The following is a 17,533-nucleotide window of genomic DNA, read 5'->3' as shown; positions in this document are numbered from 1 at the left end:
GGCTTCTTAGTTATCATCTAGCTGAATTTAGAATTATAGGAATGTCACATGAAACGAGTCGTAATCACCGGTATGGGTATTGTTTCAAGTATCGGTAACAACGTCGAAGAAGTTTTAGCATCACTGAAAGAGGGTAAATCTGGTATTACCGCTTCAGAGCAGTTCAAGGAAAATGGCTTGCGCTCTCAAGTTTGGGGTAACCTAAAAATGAACCCAGCTGACCATATTGATCGCAAAAAAATGCGCTTTATGGGTGATGCGGCGGCATTCGCATATCTTTCAATGGAGCAAGCAATTGCTGATTCTGGTTTAACAGATGATCAAGTATCTAATGACCGCACGGGTATCGTTGCGGGTTCAGGTGGTGCTTCTTCACTTAACCAAGTAAACGCAGTAGACATCATCCGTGAGAAAGGCGTTAAACGTGTTGGTCCATACATGGTTCCACGTACAATGGCTTCAACGGTTTCTGCTTGTCTAGCAACTCCTTTCAAAATCCGTGGTGTGAACTACTCTATGAGTTCTGCATGTGCAACATCTGCACACTGTATTGGTCACGCAATGGAGCTTATCCAACTTGGTAAGCAAGACGTAGTATTCGCTGGTGGCGGTGAAGAACTAGATTGGTCTCTGACTATGATGTTCGACGCAATGGGCGCACTTTCTACTAAGTACAACGACACACCTGAGCTGGCTTCTCGTACTTACGATGCAGACCGTGACGGTTTCGTTATCTCTGGTGGTGGCGGCATACTAGTAATCGAAGAGCTTGAGCACGCAGTTGCTCGTGGCGCGAAGATCTACGGTGAGATCGTAGGTTACGGCGCAACTTCAGATGGCTACGACATGGTTGCTCCTTCTGGTGAAGGCGCGGTTCGTTGTATGAAGATGGCTATGCAAAACGTTGATGGCGTTGACTACGTGAACACTCACGGTACTTCAACTCCAGTTGGCGACGTGAAAGAGCTAGGCGCTATCCAAGAAGTATTTGGTGGCAACAGCCCAGCAATTTCTGCAACTAAAGCGATGACAGGTCACGCTCTAGGTGCTGCTGGCGTACACGAAGCGATTTACTCAACGCTAATGCTAGACAACGGCTTTATCGCCCCAAGCATTAACGTTTCTAACCTAGATGAAGCAGCTGCTGGCCTAGACATCGTAACTGAAGCTCGCGAGCAAGAGCTAACTACAGTTATGTCTAACAGCTTTGGTTTCGGCGGTACAAACGCAACGCTAGTAATCAAAAAGTACCAAGCTTAATTTAGGCTTGAGTCAGATATACAAAGGCTAATCGTTAACGGATTACGCGAGTGTCGATTCAACACGCACAGGTAACTCGTTAGCTATGAACCACAGAACAAGGCTTTTTAAGCATGGATTTAAAACCTAGGTTTAAAAGTTGAAAGGTTTCCAGAGCTTGATCAGTAGTAACTTAGTTAGTACTGGTTGAACAGACGCAAGACTCTGTCTCCTGGAGAGCGAGATAGGATCCTTTTGTTCTGGATGTTTGCCCGATTGTTTATTCAATCGGGCATTTTTCGTTTTAGGCTTGGATAATAAAATCAGATTAGGGTAGTTAATCCTCATCTCAACAAGCCTTTAATCATAATGTATTCCATTTGCTACTCGACACCGTGTGTGGAATTTTGCACAATCATTTCAATTCACATTTAGGTCGATAGACCCCAACAAAAGTACTCGCCAAATGAAAATCTTAATCGACGAAAATATGCCTTATGCTGAAGCGCTTTTTAGCCAGCTAGGGGAAGTGACAATGAAGTCTGGTCGCACACTCACTGCTGACGACCTAGTTGACGTAGACGCATTAATGATTCGCTCAGTCACCAAGGTGAACGAGTCGTTGATCAGCAAAGCCAATAAACTGAAGTTTGTTGGTACTGCGACGGCTGGTATGGATCACGTTGACCAAGAGTTGATGAAGGAGCGTGGCATTTTCTTTACTGCGGCACCAGGCTGTAACAAGGTAGGTGTGGCTGAGTATGCGTTCAGTTCAATGATGGTGCTTGCGCAGCAACAAGGCTTCTCTGTATTTGATAAAACGGTCGGCATTATCGGTTGTGGTCAAGTGGGCAGCTATTTAGCCAAATGCCTAGAAGGTATTGGTATTAAAGTTCTGCTTAACGATCCTCTTAAGCAACAAGAGGGCGACACTCGCGAGTTTAGTGAGCTAGAGACACTGCTTGAGCAATCAGACGTTATCACGCTGCATACGCCAATCACTAAAACCGGTGAGTTCCCAACGCATCACTTGATCAATGAACAAGTGCTCAACAACTTCCGAGCTGATCAAATCCTGATTAATGCCGCTCGTGGTCCTGTCGTGGATAACCAAGCGCTAAAAGCTCGTTTGCAAAAAGCGGATGGTTTTACTGCGGTTCTGGATGTGTTTGAGTTTGAACCTGAAGTAGACATGGAATTACTTCCGCTGCTTGCTTTCGCAACACCTCACGTAGCGGGCTACGGTTTAGAGGGCAAAGCGCGCGGTACGACCATGATCTTCAACAGCTACTGTGAGTTCTTGGGTACTGAACAACGTGCTTATGCAAGCGATCTTCTGCCGACGGCACCTGTGCCTCAAATAAAATTAGATAGAGCTTGGGACGAAGCAACACTGCACAATTTGACTCAGTTGATCTATGATGTGCGCAAAGACGACGCCTTATTCCGTCGCAATATCTCTACGCCGGGTTCTTTTGACAAGATGCGTAAAGAATATTGGGACCGCAGAGAGTACAGTGCTGTCGAGTTAACGGGCGACGAATCTTGTAATTTAACGCCGTTATCTAAACTCGGTTTTATGGTAAAGCCAACTTTATAAAAGAGAGAAACAATGAGCCAAGAATTTAATATTGCTATTTTAGGTGCGACTGGTGCGGTTGGTGAAACCATTCTTGAAGTACTTAAAGAGCGTAAATTCCCTGTCGGTGAACTGCACTTACTAGCAAGTGAACGTAGTGAAGGCAAAACTTCCCGTTTTAACGGCAAAACAATACAAGTACAAAACGTAGAAGACTTCGATTGGTCTCAAGTACATATTGCGTTTTTCTCTGCAGGTAGCGAACTTTCAGAGCGTTGGGCTCCAATCGCTGCGGATGAAGGTGTGGTTGTTATCGATAACACATCACGCTTCCGCTACGAATACGATGTTCCGCTGGTTGTGCCAGAAGTGAACCCTGAAGCGATTGCTGAGTTCCGTAACCGCAACATCATTGCGAACCCTAACTGTTCTACTATCCAAATGGTTGTAGCACTAAAACCAATTCACGATGAAGTAGGTCTTGAGCGTATTAACGTTTCAACTTACCAATCTGTGTCTGGTGCAGGTAAGCCGGGTATCGATGAACTAGCAGGTCAAACGGCTAAGCTTCTTAACGGTATGCCAGCTGAAAATTCAGCGTTCTCACAGCAGATCGCGTTCAACTGTATTCCTCAAATCGATGAGTTTACTGAGAACGGCTACACGCGTGAAGAGATGAAGATGGTTTGGGAAACTCAGAAAATCTTTGCTGACTCTTCAATCACAGTGAACCCAACGTGTGTTCGCGTACCTGTATTCTACGGTCACGCTGAATCTCTACACATTGAAACTCGCGCGCCAATCGGTGCAGAGCAAGTGGTTCAGCTTCTTGAGAACACCGAAGGCGTTGAAGTTTTCCAAGCGTTAGACTTCCCAACTCAGGTTCGTGATGCTGGTGGTAAAGACCACGTAATGGTTGGTCGTATTCGTAATGACATCAGCCATCACAGCGGCGTGAACATGTGGGTGGTTGCTGATAACGTTCGTAAAGGCGCAGCGACAAACGCAGTGCAAATCGCTGAAGTTCTGATTCGCGATTACTTCTAAGCTTTACTGCTTTGATAAACAAGCCTCACTCTTTAGTGGGGCTTTTTTAATCGATTGAAAATATTGTTAGTCAAATTGTGTGAAATTGCTGCGAATATTGTCGCTGCAACACATTTTTTGTTTTCATCTCTATAGTTTTACGTCATTTATCCGATATATTTAATAGATCATCACTTTATCCGAATTTAAGCACCTAGCTGAGCCTTTTATGTTTCAAATTTTCAAGCAGTGGTTAATGCCTTTTGCCGTTATCATTGCGACTCAGATTTCCGTTGTTCGTGCAGATTCCATTCGAGTTGTTGGGCCTGATGGCCAGATACAATCAGCGCCTACGTTTTCAGAACCTCTCTCAAGAGCGCAGTCAAATAGCGCTGAGCCTTCTCGTTTCTATGGTCCAACTCGTGGTTCAGAGACGTTGTGGTCTATTGCTTCAAGATTACGTCCGGATAACTCCGTTTCAGTCCAACAAACTTTGTTGGCGATTTATCGCTTAAATCCTCAAGCGTTTGAAAACCAGAATATCCATAGCCTGTTGCCTGCGAGTAATCTACGCGTGCCTTCTTTAGAGCAAGCGCGAGCAAGCTCGACGCAGCAAGCCATCAATATCATGAATTCGCACCTAGCGAAGCTTGATGATCCTGCGACGAAACCTGCAGCTTCAAAGCCAAAAGCGGTTCAAGCGTCAAATCAATCGGATACTGGTTCGAAAAATACCCCACAGGCAAAACAAGCCAACTCAACTGAAGCCGCCAAGAAACCGGCCTCTCTTGTTCCATCATCTCCAGCAAAAGAGATGAATAAACTTGAGAAACAGTTAGAGCTTTCAGAAACAGAATTACTTTCACTTGAAGAGAAGAACCATCAACTCCGCTTAATGCTGTCGAACGTACAGTCAGAAGTGGATGTACTGAAAACAGAACTCAGCGATGAAGACCGTATCCGCAGTGAAGTTGAAAAGTTACTGGCTGAAGAGCGCAGAAAGAACGCTGAAATTGAAAAAATGGCACCAAGTGCGATGGATCAACTGTTATCTAACGGTTGGTTAGTGGCTGCACTGGCGATTATTCCTGGCCTTCTGCTTGGCTTAATCATTGTTGTGCTATTGGGTCGCCGCTCTAAAAACGATGACCAACAACAAACAACGCAAGATCAACCAATTCAACCAGAAGCAAGCAGCGTTGCGCCTATCACTTTAGGCGACGAGATAGACGACTTTGATAACGAGCTGTCTCTCGATGATGAATTGTTTGGTACGGAAGATGACGCCAATAAGCTGTTTGATGATCAAGCACTGGCTGAAGAAGACGATGTATTTGCAGGTTTAGACGAATCGGATCTCGATTTCAATCTTGACGGTGAAGATGATGATCCGTTTGCCAGCATTGGCGAAAACGGTGACTTAGACACTAACTTCGATGATCTGGACTTAGACAGCAGTAACGGAATCAGTGTTAATGGCGAAGAGAAAGCGCTTGGTCTTGAAGAGATGGAGCGCGCACTCGATAAAACGGCAGAAAGCGCTTTAGATTCTGACGATGTCGATTTTGATCTTTCTGATGATAACTCAATGTCTGCTGACGACATTGAAGCGCTGCTATCTCAAGAAGCTGAGACGGAAGATTTAGGTTCGAATGAACTAGACCAATCTCTGCTAGACGATCTGTTCGCCCTTGATGATGAAGACGATGATAGCTTCGATATCGATGCTTTGATTTCGGAAGAACAAAATGACTCGCCTTCGACGAGCACCACTCCAGCTACCGATGACTTCGACATTGATGCGCTTATCTCAGAGCAACAGAGTGATGCTAAGCCAGCCGATTTGAGCAATGACGAATTCGATATCGATGCTCTGATCTCTGAACAGCAGACTCCACAGACAGTAGCACAACCGGCAGCGCCAAGTGTAGAAGATGATATTGATGACATCTTTGCTCAGGTTGCCGCTCAAAATGATCAAAACGACCCTTTCAATCTTGATAGTGATGATGAAGTTACCAAAGACTTGAACAGCGGTTTGGCATCGGATGATGATATCGAAAACATCCTGTCTCAGTTTGATAAGCCAATCGTAGACGAAGAAATTCAAGACAGCGTTGATCTGCTTGATGAACAACTGGCAGGCGATGACGTAGACCTAAGTAACTCGACAGACCTTCTTGATGAGATGCTAGGGGACGATTCGGATGATGAGTCTGAAAGCGAACCGCTTGGCTTTGATTCTTTGTCTGAGCTTGAAGAGCTTTCTGGCCTATCGACGGACGATGAGCTAAACATTGCGGAAGATAGCACGGAAACTTTAGATGAGCTGATCGGTGATTCTGACGATGATGACTTTGAACTCGATGAAGATAGCACCGATCTGCTTGATGATTTCCTTGATAGCGAATTGTTAACTGATGACGCATCAATCGATGAAGCGAGCGAGAAGGACACGGAATCTTTAGACCCGTTTGATGATCTACTCACAAGCGGCATTGAAGACGAGCTTGAATCAGAAGAGCAGACGTTTGATAAAGAGTTAGACGCGGCCTTTGATTTTGACAAAGTCAGCGATGAGCCTATTAAAAACTCAGACGTTGAGACTACGCCATTACCGTTAGAGCCTTCTGAAGCCGAACCAGAGCAAGCTGAGGACGTTAGTGAAACATCACAACCTGAGCAAATTAACGATGAGTCATTAGATTCAGAACAGGCGCAAGACAGCTCAGAGCGAGAAAACGATGATGTTAAGCTACAGAATGATGAAGCTTTTAATCGTGATGACTTTATCGATGATCTATTTGGTGTAGCACCAGCAACAGATGCTCTGCTCGATGATTCATTAGAAACCACAGACGAAGCGTTGATTGATGAATTGATGACGTCTGATGATAGTGATGTATTGGAAGCAACCGAAGAGCCAGTTGAAGGCCTAGTTCAAGAGCCAAGCGAAAAGTCTTCTGAACCAGAACAAACATCAAGTTCGGATGTTTTAGATTCATTACCGGAAGAAACAGAACCGTCTGTCGAAGATAACGAACTGGATATTGATTCGTTGTTATCTGAAAATTCTGATGTTGAAGAACCTGCTTTCGCTGAGTTAGAACAAGAAGCGCTTGAGCCGAAAGCAACAGATACACCAGACAGTCACGAAGAAATCGCGCCTAGCTTTGAAAACCAAACTTCACCAGCGTCACTGAGTGATATCTCGGAAGATGAAGAAGAGACGGTTGAAGATTGGTTAGCAGAAGCGATCGACGATGTAGAGTCTCCAGCGAACATCGACTCTGATTTCGACTTTGAGCCGAAAATTCAAGGTAGCGATGAATTTGAAGATGTCGTTGAATCCTTGCCAGAGCCAGAGCCAGAGCCAGAGCCAGAGCCAGAGCCAGAGCCAGAGCCAGAGCCAGAGCCAGAGCCAGTTCGAGCTGCAAATATGCCGGAAATCATTCCAAATGAATTCGGCGTACCAGAAGACGACGATTGGCTGATTGAAGATGAGACGTCTGCTCCACAAGCATCAACAGAAAATGACGTAACACCAGAGCTTGTAGCACCTGTTGTTGAACCTAAATTAGACGCTGAACCGCAAGTTGAAGCGACACCACAAGCGGAAGTAGCAGAGCAAGAAAGCGAAGATGAATTCTCGTTTGACGACTTCGAATTGCCAGAGTTTGGTGAAGAAGATGCCCTGGCAGAAGCTGATGCCGAATCAACATCAGAATCAGTAGTGCCTGCTGTTGAGTCTCAAGCTGAAGCTAAGGTTCAAGATGACGAAGAATTCTCGTTTGATGACTTTGAGCTGCCAGAGTTTGGTGAAGAAGACGCACTGGCAGAAGCTGATACTGAAGTAACACCAGAACCAGTAATGCCTGCTGTTGAGCCTCAAGCTGAAGCAAAGGTTCAAGACGACGAAGAGTTCTCGTTTGATGACTTTGAGCTACCAGAGTTCGGTGAAGAAGACGCACTAGCAGAAGCTGATACTGAAGTAACACCAGAACCAGAAACGCCTGCTATTGATTCTCAACCAAGTGTTGAATCGCAACCAACCGCTGAGCCTCAACTCGATGCTGCACCACAGGTTGAAACTGCGAAACCAGAAAGCGAAGAAGAGTTCTCGTTTGATGATTTTGAGCTGCCAGAATTCGGTGAAGAAGATGCATTAGCTGAAGTGGTGAGTGAACCGGATGAAGCACAGTTAGAGCAAGACTTATCTGATGGCACAGAGAAGTTCGAATTCGATGACCTTGATCTGCCTGAATACGATGAAGAGAGTGCGAAAGCCGATTCTGTCTTAGATGATATTGAGCAAAGCAGTGCTGAACCAGTAGCAGAAGATGAAGGCGTAGAGTTCGATGAGCTTGATTTGCCAGAATACGGTGAAGATGAAGCTATCTCTGATGCGTTTGCTGATAAGCCGACACCGCTAACCTCTTTCAGCCCACAAGGCGAAGAGCAAGATGCGTTGCACGATTTGTTCTCGAATCCGCAAAGCTTCAGTCATGCTGATGATTTATCGGATGTGGAAGAGTCTGAAATGGCTGGCTTTACACAGCCAGAGGTATCATCGAATGCACTCACAGATTCAGACCTAGTGCCAGCAGAGTCAAACTCAGCGCCAACGGCGGTTCAAGATGAACCACTAGAAGGCTTTGATGATTTTGATGAGACAGCACTGGCTGAGTTGCTTTCGGAAGATGTTCAAGACTCTGTCGACAACATGTTCGACAAACCTCTTGATGCAACATCGATTGACAGCGCAGGGCTAGATATTGATGCAATGCTTGAAGTGGGGGGCGAAGATTGGAAAGGCTTTAATTTAGCGCCAGAGCAGCAATCGAGCATGCACAATGATGTGCCTGATGATCAACAAGAGATTTGGGCATCGGCAGAGCAACAAGCTGAACCAAAAATCAAAGAAGAGAATTGGGGACAGCAAGACAACTTAACCGAATCAGAAAATGGTCGTGATAAACAATACATGACCATCGATGAATTGATGGCGCAAGTCGAGCAAGAAGGCGAAGAGGTCATTAATCCAGATGATGAAGAATTGAAACTGGATGTTGGCCTAAATGAATTCCCAGATGTGATCGGCGATATTGGCAACTATGATGTCGATAGCAATGCAGAGGCTGCAGGTAAGCTCGATTTGGCTAAAATCTACATCGAGATGAGTGACCCTCAAGGGGCGATTAAGCTCTTAGAAGAGGCGATTGTTGACGGAAGCGATGATATTCGCCGCGAGGCCAAGAATCTCATCGACACGTTAAACGGTCGATAAGCTCAACGAAACGAAAAGGGTAGCATTGGCTACCCTTTGTTTTAGGTGAGGTTAAGAGTCGTCTTTTTATTTGGCTTCTCAAAGCGAGCCTAGGGCGATGGTGAGTGTTTATTGAAGTTTTAGCTCCATCCTATTTGGGCTAGCACTCATTTCCGTATATACTTCTCGCCCATTTTCAAAGAGAACAAGAACATGAAAATTGCTTTAGGTATTGAATATAACGGTACCCACTACTTTGGTTGGCAGCGCCAACGAGACGTGAAAAGTGTCCAAGAAGAATTGGAAAAGGCTCTTTCAGTTGTCGCGAATCACCCAGTAGAAGTTATGTGCGCAGGTCGTACAGATGCCGGTGTTCACGGTACGGGACAAGTCGTTCACTTTGAAACTAATGTCGATCGTAAAATGGTGGCATGGACAATGGGCGCGAATGCCAACATGCCAAAAGATATTGCGGTTCGTTGGGCGACAGAAGTGAATGAGGACTTCCATGCTCGTTTTTCTGCGACTGCACGCCGTTACCGCTACATTATCTTTAACCATGCACTGCGCCCAGGCATTCTAAATTCAGGCGTGAGCCACTATCATGGTCATCTTGATGAGAAAAAAATGCATGAAGCGGGTCAGTACTTGTTAGGCGAGAACGACTTCACTTCATTCAGAGCGACACACTGTCAATCTCGTAGCCCATGGAGAAACATGATTCACTTGAATGTGACTCGTCATGGACACTACATAGTGATCGACATTAAAGCGAATGCGTTTGTTCACCATATGGTGAGGAATATTACTGGTAGCCTTATTGCGGTAGGTAAAGGTGAGCAGAAACCAGAGTGGATCCAGTGGCTTTTAGAGGCCAAAGACCGAAAAGTGGCAGGTGCAACTGCAAAAGCGGAAGGCTTGTATCTGGTGGACGTTGATTATCCTGAACATTTTGAACTACCACGAGAGCCAATTGGCCCTCTATTTTTACCGGATAATTTGAACTAAATGTGAGACTTAGGTTCAAAAATTATTACGGTTTAGTGCGTAAGATAGTCCCAGAAAATAGGTACAACCAGTTTTTTATCTACAGTCGCTGTTTTATGTGCTTTAATTCCCACGCATAATTCCCAAATTTATTTCTTTCGCAATCAAGCGGAAGAATCGAAACAAAAAGGTCTTCCATGAGTTGGCTTGAAAAGATTCTAGAAAAAAGCAACATCGTAACATCTCGTAAAGCGTCTATCCCTGAGGGTGTTTGGACTAAATGTACTTCTTGTGAGCAGGTTCTTTACCATGCTGAGCTAGAGCGTAACCTAGAAGTATGTCCAAAATGTGATCATCACATGCGCATGAAAGCACGTCGTCGTCTGGATACATTCCTAGACAAAGGTGAGCGTGTTGAACTAGGTACTGATCTTGAGCCACAAGATAAGCTGAAATTTAAAGATTCTAAGCGTTACAAAGAACGTATCTCTGCTGCACAGAAAAACAGTGGTGAGACAGACGCACTAGTTGCAATGAAAGGCGAACTACTTGGTTTACCTATCGTAGCGTGTGCTTTTGAATTCTCATTCATGGGCGGCTCAATGGGTTCTGTTGTAGGTGCTCGTTTTGTTAAAGCGGTTGATGCTGCAATTGAAAACAACTGTGGTTTAGTTTGTTTCTCTGCAAGTGGTGGTGCGCGTATGCAAGAGGCGCTTATGTCTCTAATGCAAATGGCGAAAACCAGTGCTGCTCTAGAGCGTTTATCTGCGAAAGGCCTACCGTTTGTATCAGTAATGACTGATCCAACAATGGGTGGTGTTTCTGCAAGTTTGGCAATGCTTGGTGATATCAACATTGGTGAGCCAAAAGCACTGATCGGTTTCGCTGGACGTCGTGTAATCGAACAAACTGTACGTGAAGACCTTCCTGAAGGTTTCCAACGCAGTGAGTTCCTACTAGACCACGGTGCTATCGACATGATCGTTGACCGTCGTGAGATGCGTCAGCGCGTTGCAAGCCTTGTTGCTAAAATGACCAACCAGCCTTCACCATTAGTAGTTTCTGTGAACGATTCACCGAATGAAGCTACTTATGAAGTACCAGAAGCGCCAGAAAAAGGGTAAAGTACCTTCTAACAAACCAACTTTATTATGGTTATGAGTTAGATGAGTCAACAACCTATTCCTCAAGCCACATCCTCTTTGGAGATGTGGCTTGATTATTTATCAAACATCCACACCAGTGCTATTGATCTTGGATTAGACCGAGCTCAGGCCGTCGCCTCTAAGGCAAACCTCACCAAACCTGCTCAACACGTCATTACTGTTGCCGGAACCAATGGCAAAGGCTCAACGTGTGCCCTGATGGAAGCGATTCTATTGGATGCTGGTTATTCTGTTGGTGTCTACAGCTCTCCTCACTTAATTCGCTATAACGAACGTGTTCGTATCAACGGCCAAGATCTCTCTGATGAAAAGATGGTTCAGTCTTTCGATTTTATTGAGAAAGAACGTGGCGAAATCAGTCTTAGCTTTTTCGAATACGGCACTTTAGCCGCGTTACGCGCATTTCAAACGGAAGCGGTCGATGTCGTTCTATTGGAAGTAGGGCTAGGCGGTCGTTTAGATGCAACGAATATCGTTGATCATGACGTGTCTGTGATTACGAGCTTGGCTGTCGACCACGTTGATTGGCTGGGTGATGATATTAATGTGATTGGCTTTGAGAAAGCGGGTATTTATCGTAGTGGTAAGCCAGCTATCTGTGGTCAACCTAAGCCACCGGCTACGGTTGCAGCGCACGCTGATGATATTAAGGCTGAGTTCTATCAAGTAGGCATTCAATACACTTATGATGTGGATGGTGATACTTGGAACTGGCGCAGCGGTGCATTCCAATTAGAATCTCTACCTATTCCAAGCCTACCGCTACCAAACGCAGCAACCGCGTTGATGGCATTGGGCACTTCAGAACTTAGCATCAGTGATGTGAATGTCGTTAATGGTATGAAGAACGCACAGCTTCCAGGGCGTATGCAGAAAATTAGCGATCAACCGGTGATTGTTCTAGATGTGGCACATAACCCACATTCAGCCGAATATTTTGCACAGCAAGTAACGAAGCAATACGCAGGCAAAAATTTACACGTTGTAGTCGCTATGCTTCATGACAAAGATATTCCGGCGACATTGGAAGTATTAGCCCCTATCACAACACATTGGTATCCAGCTTCGTTGCAAGGCCCACGCGCAGCAACAGCGGCTGAATTGTGTAAAAGCCTACCTCAAGGCGTAGAGCAGTATTCAAACCCTGTCGCAGCGTTTGAAGCGGCTTTAGCTTCTGTTCAAGGCGATGATGTTGTGTTGGTGGTCGGTTCTTTCCATACCGTAGGCGAAGTCTTGGAGCATTGGCAGAAAAAAGGAAACTAAATGGCAAGTAAATTCCAAAGCCGATTAGTCGGCACCATCATTTTAGTGGCCATTGGCGTGATTGTATTGCCAGATGTGCTCGATGGTAAAAAGCTCCACTATAAAGAAGAGTTTGCAAGCATTCCGATTAAGCCAGAGCTTGATAGTAATGTTGAAGTGTTTGAAGTACTCGATCCTGTTGAAGATCAGATAGCGCTACCGGACTCTCCGGTTGAGCGAGTGGTCGAAAGTGGTGTTGATGATAATTCAGATACGCAAACGGCGTTGGTTTCTGAAAAAGAAGCAGACAAAGTGGCAGTGGTGGTTAAGCCGGTACCAGAAAAAAATGAATACCAAGACAGCGCTTGGATCATTCAATTGATGGCTTTAAAGAATGCTGACAACGCAAAAAACGTTGTTAAGGATTTACAGAAGCGTGGTTACCAAGCTCACACCAAGCAAGAAAAAACTTTTACGCGAGTAATTATTGGCCCGGATGTGTCTAAATCCAAACTTGAGCGACAAATTAAGGAATTAGAAAAAATTACGGGTTCAAAAGGCCAATTGCTCAAATTTAAACCGTTAAATCCATAAGAAAACGTTTGCGTCAGCATTTTTTCTGTTAAAATGCGCGCCAACTTAAGATGAAGAATTCATGAATTGGTTAGATTTTGTCATTTTAGGCGTGATCGGCTTCTCTGCCGTGATCAGTTTAGTTCGTGGTTTCGCTAAAGAAGCCTTGTCACTCGTAATTTGGTTTGGAGCATTTTTCATTGCTAGCCAGTACTACGCTAAATTAGCGATGTACTTCACCAATATCGAAGATGAGATGTTTCGAAACGGAACTGCGATAGCAGCATTGTTTGTTGCAACGTTAGTTGTTGGTGCCTTAGTTAACTATGTCATCGGTCAGCTAGTTCAGAAAACAGGCCTGTCAGGTACAGACAGAATCCTCGGTGTCGTCTTTGGTGGCTTACGTGGTGTTTTGATTGTTTCTGCAGTGTTGTTTTTCATGGATGCGTTTACTGCATTCCCAAGTTCTGAGTGGTGGAAGAATTCGCAGTTGGTTCCGGAGTTTAGTCGAATCATTGCGCCGTTCTTCGAGCATTTACAAGCAACATCTAGTTTCTTATCTGGCGCGCTCTAGCGCCAGTTAATGTCGAAAAATCGAGGATTAGGACATGTGTGGTATTGTTGGAATCGTGGGTTCAACACCTGTAAACCAGTCTATTTATGACGCTTTAACGGTATTGCAGCATCGTGGCCAAGATGCCGCTGGTATTTGTACCATAGAAAGCAATCGTTTCCGTCTGCGTAAGGCGAACGGTTTAGTAAAAGATGTTTTTGAAGCAAAACACATGCAACGCCTCCAAGGTAACGTTGGTATTGGCCATGTTCGTTACCCGACAGCAGGTAGCTCAAGCGCGTCGGAAGCTCAGCCTTTCTACGTAAACTCGCCTTTTGGCATCACATTGGCTCACAACGGCAACCTAACGAATGCAAACGAAGTTCGTGAGAAGTTGTTCGAGAAAGACCGTCGTCATGTAAACACAACGTCGGACTCTGAAGTTCTACTGAACGTATTGGCTCATGAGATCGATACCGTTAAAGGTAACGTGACTTCTGACGACGTTTTCCGTGCTGTCTCTAATGTACACCGCACGATTCGTGGTGCTTACGCAGTAACGGCAATGATCATCGGCCACGGTATGATCGCATTCCGTGACCCACATGGTATTCGTCCACTGTGTCTTGGTAAGCGTGAAGTTAATGGTAAAACAGAGTACATGGTTGCATCTGAATCGGTAGCACTTGATGCTGTTGGTTTTGATTTCATGCGCGACGTAGCACCGGGTGAAGCTATCTACGCAACGTTCGACGGTGAACTTTTCACTAAGCAATGTGCAGACAACCCACAACTAAACCCATGTATCTTTGAGTTTGTATACTTTGCACGTCCAGATTCATTCATCGACAAAATCTCGGTTTACAGCGCACGCGTTGAGATGGGTGAGATGCTAGGTAAGCGTATTAAAGAAGAGTATGCAGACTTAGACATTGATGTGGTTATCCCAATTCCTGAAACATCGAACGATATTGCGCTACGCATCGCTCAAGCGATCAATAAGCCATACCGTCAAGGTTTCGTGAAAAACCGTTATGTTGGTCGTACGTTCATCATGCCTGGTCAACAACAGCGTAAGAAGTCGGTTCGTCGTAAGCTGAATGCAATCCGTTCTGAGTTTAAAGATAAGAACGTTCTATTGGTTGATGACTCTATTGTTCGCGGCACAACATCAGAGCAAATCATTGAGATGGCACGTGATTCAGGCGCTAACAAAGTCTTCATGGTTTCAGCTGCTCCAGAGGTTCGCTTCCCTAACGTTTACGGCATCGATATGCCGAGCGCAACTGAGCTGATTGCTCATGGTCGTGACAACGAAACGATTTGTAAGCAGATTGGCGCAGACGCTTTGATCTTCCAAACGCTACCAGACTTAATCTCTGCAGTAGGTATGGGTAACCAAGACATCTCTCGTTTTGATACTTCGGTATTTAACGGTGAATATGTAACGGGCGATATCGACCAAGCGTACTTAGATTTCCTAGATTCTCTGCGTAACGACGACTCAAAGGTTCAACGTGAGATCCAACAGGATCTAGCAAACCTAGAGCTACACAACGAAGGCGCTTAGTTTTCGTTAGTATTGAAAGTATAAAAAACCAGAGCATCGGCTCTGGTTTTTTTGTTTTTGATATTGGGGATTAATCTAATGAATGTGGTACGCGATCACAAAATCAATAAACAATCTAACTTTTTCTGGCAGGTGGTCTTTGTGGTTATAAAGCATGTAAATATCACGAGGGTTAGCGCTCCAATCTTCTAAGACTTGCACTAAGCTGCCATCTTCAATGTATTCACGAATCATCACGTCAGGCATCAGGGTGATACCTAGGCCTTCAGAACATGCTTGTCTCACCACATTAAGCGCATTCGCATTGAAACGGCCTTTCTCGCTATTCACCACCGTCTCTTCATTCGAATTGCTCAGCTGCCACTTAATCAGAGGGTAGCCTTTTAGAAGAGAGTGGTTAGCCAGTTCTTCTGCGTGGCTCGGTGCCGGATTTTTCGCTAAGTAGTCAGGGCTAGCAATAAGAATATCTTTTACTTCACTGATCTTTCTTGCGATTAGGCTTGAGTCACGTTGTGGGCCGACGCGGAAAATCACGTCCCACTCGGTTGGATCAAGCTGATCGGCTTGGTTGTTCATCATCAACTCAATATTAATATCTGGGTATTGAGTCATGAAGTCGCTGAACATTGGCATCATCATGCGCTTGGTCAGGTTGGAGGGTGCCGTAATACGAATCTTACCGGAAGCTCCTTTACATACGTCCGTGAGCTCTTCTGCAGTAGAAGACAGACGTTGCAATAGCGGAGAGCATTCATCGAAAAAACGTTCGCCAGCCTCTGTTAAAGAGAGTTTACGCGCGTGTCTATTGAGAAGCCTCAGGTTCAGTGAGTCTTCTAAGGCTTGGATGCGTCGTGTAATGGTCGCAACCGGAATCATAGTCTTGCGCGATGTTGCGGTGTAGCTCCCATTTTCAACGACGAGTCGAAAGAGGTTTAAATCATCTAATTTCATAAATCCAGACACATTTGTTTACAATCTCATCTAATTTATACGTAACAGTGAGATCAATGTTTGCGTTACGTCAACTCGTTGCATTATTTACAAGTATTCCAACCCTCGTCACGAATTACCAGTAAAGAGTGCAAATTTGTGTATTTAGCATTTTATTACTAAGTTTTATATTAGTTCTTAGAACAGATAACAATAATAATTCGACTTAGTTTTGTGAGGTTATAGATTATGTACAAAACTCACAGTCAGCCAGTAATGACCTCGGCTCAGGAAGTAATTAACCAAAAATGCGTAATGTTGGTTGATGATGATCCTATTTTTCGCCGTATAACCAGCGCGTATTTAGACAAGATTGGTTATAAAGTGGTTGAGGCTGAAAATGGGCTGGACGCTCTGCAGAAACTTAGAGACTCAGCACCAGATTTAATTGTGTGTGACTTATCAATGCCGATCCTGGACGGCATCGAGCTTGTAGAAGAGCTCAGTTTAGAATATCCGTCACTGCCTATGATCGTCGTGTCTGCTACCGACGATATGTCTGATGTGGCGAAAGCATTGCGATTTGGTATTAAAGACTTTTTGGCAAAACCTCTAGAGGATCACGGTCACTTAGGAAGTGCGATAGCGAATACGTTAAAAGATTCATACGACAATATTTCAGACCAACGAGATTTTTCAAGCCAATGGTTCTGTGTGGATGACGGAGGAGAGATCCCCGAAGACCAAGAGCTGCATTGGCATCTTAATTACCTACAAGATAACCCGAGCGCTGCAAAAGACTTACTGCATGCCCTGCTTCCTGAAAAAGACACAAGACAAGGCTCATGGTGTTGTAGTTACCGACTGCTGCAATCAACAGAGATGATGCCACTCGTGTTTGATTACGCTTGGATGATGAATGGGCAGTTTGCCTTTTACCTCGTCGATTCCTCTTCTTCTGACAATGGCAGTTCAGCGTCAACGCTGCTGGTGAGAGCCTTATTCCACGATTACATTAGAAATCGAAAAGATTTTAATGTTGATCTCAAAGATATTGCGGAGATTTTAGAGAAGGGTATTGAGTGCTCGAAATGCGCCACGCCCGTTAATGCTTTGTTTGGTGTTGCCAATCTTGCTGAGGGTACCATCTCTATTTTGCCAGCGGGTTTAGATGGACATTGGTCGAATGGTGAGATGAATCAACATATTGCGGCAGGTGAGCGCTTAGGCGAAAACTGTAAGAAGAATTTCATTACGAGAGACTTGCCGATTGAGCAAGGCTGCCAACTTTCATTAAGTCTGCTTGGAGCGGCGAGTTTTAGTTTAGACATACACCAAGGGTCTACCGATTAACCCTATATTTCCTCGGTTTTTGTGAATAATTGATTAAGGTATAGTTGCG

At 44.8% G+C, this 17,533-nt stretch carries 12 protein-coding genes and 1 pseudogene; 11 read left to right on the top strand and 2 right to left on the bottom strand.

Going from position 1 to position 17,533, the window contains the following annotated elements:
• Window positions 1–48: 48 nt before the first annotated feature.
• The gene (gene fabB / locus ITG10_RS02850; protein WP_017629930.1) at window positions 49–1,260 is read left to right on the top strand and encodes a beta-ketoacyl-ACP synthase I; all 1,212 of its coding nucleotides are present in this window, start codon (window positions 49–51) and stop codon (window positions 1,258–1,260) included.
• Between the two features lie 79 nt (window positions 1,261–1,339).
• Here fabB and ITG10_RS26450 read toward each other — a convergent pair.
• Window positions 1,340–1,619, bottom strand: a pseudogene (locus ITG10_RS26450) (hypothetical protein).
• Between the two features lie 86 nt (window positions 1,620–1,705).
• Between ITG10_RS26450 and ITG10_RS02845 the strand changes: the two are divergent.
• The 9 genes from ITG10_RS02845 to purF all read left to right on the top strand — a co-directional run bounded on the left by ITG10_RS02845 (window position 1,706) and on the right by purF (window position 15,201).
• Complete coding sequence (locus ITG10_RS02845; protein ID WP_017629929.1) at window positions 1,706–2,839, top strand: 4-phosphoerythronate dehydrogenase; 1,134 nt, start codon at window positions 1,706–1,708, stop codon at window positions 2,837–2,839.
• Between the two features lie 12 nt (window positions 2,840–2,851).
• Window positions 2,852–3,865 (top strand): aspartate-semialdehyde dehydrogenase, encoded by a 1,014-nt coding sequence (locus ITG10_RS02840; RefSeq protein ID WP_010436890.1) that lies wholly within the window; start codon window positions 2,852–2,854, stop codon window positions 3,863–3,865.
• Between the two features lie 208 nt (window positions 3,866–4,073).
• Complete coding sequence (locus tag ITG10_RS02835; RefSeq protein ID WP_248386679.1) at window positions 4,074–9,131, top strand: FimV/HubP family polar landmark protein; 5,058 nt, start codon at window positions 4,074–4,076, stop codon at window positions 9,129–9,131.
• A gap of 192 nt (window positions 9,132–9,323) precedes the next feature.
• The gene (truA, locus tag ITG10_RS02830) at window positions 9,324–10,118 is read left to right on the top strand and encodes a tRNA pseudouridine(38-40) synthase TruA (RefSeq protein WP_004734161.1); all 795 of its coding nucleotides are present in this window, start codon (window positions 9,324–9,326) and stop codon (window positions 10,116–10,118) included.
• Between the two features lie 176 nt (window positions 10,119–10,294).
• Window positions 10,295–11,221 (top strand): acetyl-CoA carboxylase, carboxyltransferase subunit beta, encoded by a 927-nt coding sequence (gene accD, locus ITG10_RS02825; RefSeq protein ID WP_010436898.1) that lies wholly within the window; start codon window positions 10,295–10,297, stop codon window positions 11,219–11,221.
• 42 nt (window positions 11,222–11,263) lie between these two features.
• The gene (gene folC / locus ITG10_RS02820; protein WP_017629927.1) at window positions 11,264–12,526 is read left to right on the top strand and encodes a bifunctional tetrahydrofolate synthase/dihydrofolate synthase; all 1,263 of its coding nucleotides are present in this window, start codon (window positions 11,264–11,266) and stop codon (window positions 12,524–12,526) included.
• Complete coding sequence (locus tag ITG10_RS02815) at window positions 12,527–13,099, top strand: SPOR domain-containing protein (protein ID WP_017629926.1); 573 nt, start codon at window positions 12,527–12,529, stop codon at window positions 13,097–13,099. It begins immediately after the preceding gene.
• A gap of 61 nt (window positions 13,100–13,160) precedes the next feature.
• Window positions 13,161–13,652 (top strand): CvpA family protein, encoded by a 492-nt coding sequence (locus ITG10_RS02810; protein ID WP_009848678.1) that lies wholly within the window; start codon window positions 13,161–13,163, stop codon window positions 13,650–13,652.
• Between the two features lie 34 nt (window positions 13,653–13,686).
• Window positions 13,687–15,201, top strand: a complete 1,515-nt coding sequence (purF, locus tag ITG10_RS02805; protein ID WP_017629925.1) for an amidophosphoribosyltransferase — start codon at window positions 13,687–13,689, stop codon at window positions 15,199–15,201.
• 75 nt (window positions 15,202–15,276) lie between these two features.
• Here purF and ITG10_RS02800 read toward each other — a convergent pair whose 3' ends face one another.
• The gene (locus ITG10_RS02800) at window positions 15,277–16,152 is read right to left on the bottom strand and encodes a LysR family transcriptional regulator (protein ID WP_017629924.1); all 876 of its coding nucleotides are present in this window, start codon (window positions 16,150–16,152) and stop codon (window positions 15,277–15,279) included.
• Between the two features lie 228 nt (window positions 16,153–16,380).
• On the opposite strand from ITG10_RS02800, the gene ITG10_RS02795 reads away from it, so the two are divergent.
• Window positions 16,381–17,484: a response regulator gene (locus ITG10_RS02795; protein WP_248386678.1), complete on the top strand. Its 1,104-nt coding sequence runs from the start codon at window positions 16,381–16,383 to the stop codon at window positions 17,482–17,484.
• Window positions 17,485–17,533 lie beyond the last annotated feature (49 nt).

The sequence above is a fragment of the Vibrio sp. ED004 genome (assembly GCF_023206395.1).
GTDB lineage: Bacteria > Pseudomonadota > Gammaproteobacteria > Enterobacterales > Vibrionaceae > Vibrio.
The sequence above is the reverse complement of the archived record's forward strand: the minus strand, read 5'-3'. Positions and strand labels throughout refer to the sequence as shown.

Excerpts from the sequence above, each read along its gene's own strand:
- fabB (WP_017629930.1), top strand. The coding sequence starts at position 49 with ATGAAACGAGTCGTAATCACCGGTATGGGTATTGTTTCAAGTATCGGT.
- ITG10_RS02845 (WP_017629929.1), top strand. The coding sequence starts at position 1,706 with ATGAAAATCTTAATCGACGAAAATATGCCTTATGCTGAAGCGCTTTTT.
- ITG10_RS02840 (WP_010436890.1), top strand. The coding sequence starts at position 2,852 with ATGAGCCAAGAATTTAATATTGCTATTTTAGGTGCGACTGGTGCGGTT.
- ITG10_RS02835 (WP_248386679.1), top strand. The coding sequence starts at position 4,074 with ATGTTTCAAATTTTCAAGCAGTGGTTAATGCCTTTTGCCGTTATCATT.
- truA (WP_004734161.1), top strand. The coding sequence starts at position 9,324 with ATGAAAATTGCTTTAGGTATTGAATATAACGGTACCCACTACTTTGGT.
- accD (WP_010436898.1), top strand. The coding sequence starts at position 10,295 with ATGAGTTGGCTTGAAAAGATTCTAGAAAAAAGCAACATCGTAACATCT.
- folC (WP_017629927.1), top strand. The coding sequence starts at position 11,264 with ATGAGTCAACAACCTATTCCTCAAGCCACATCCTCTTTGGAGATGTGG.
- ITG10_RS02815 (WP_017629926.1), top strand. The coding sequence starts at position 12,527 with ATGGCAAGTAAATTCCAAAGCCGATTAGTCGGCACCATCATTTTAGTG.
- ITG10_RS02810 (WP_009848678.1), top strand. The coding sequence starts at position 13,161 with ATGAATTGGTTAGATTTTGTCATTTTAGGCGTGATCGGCTTCTCTGCC.
- purF (WP_017629925.1), top strand. The coding sequence starts at position 13,687 with ATGTGTGGTATTGTTGGAATCGTGGGTTCAACACCTGTAAACCAGTCT.
- ITG10_RS02800 (WP_017629924.1), bottom strand. The coding sequence starts at position 16,152 with ATGAAATTAGATGATTTAAACCTCTTTCGACTCGTCGTTGAAAATGGG.
- ITG10_RS02795 (WP_248386678.1), top strand. The coding sequence starts at position 16,381 with ATGTACAAAACTCACAGTCAGCCAGTAATGACCTCGGCTCAGGAAGTA.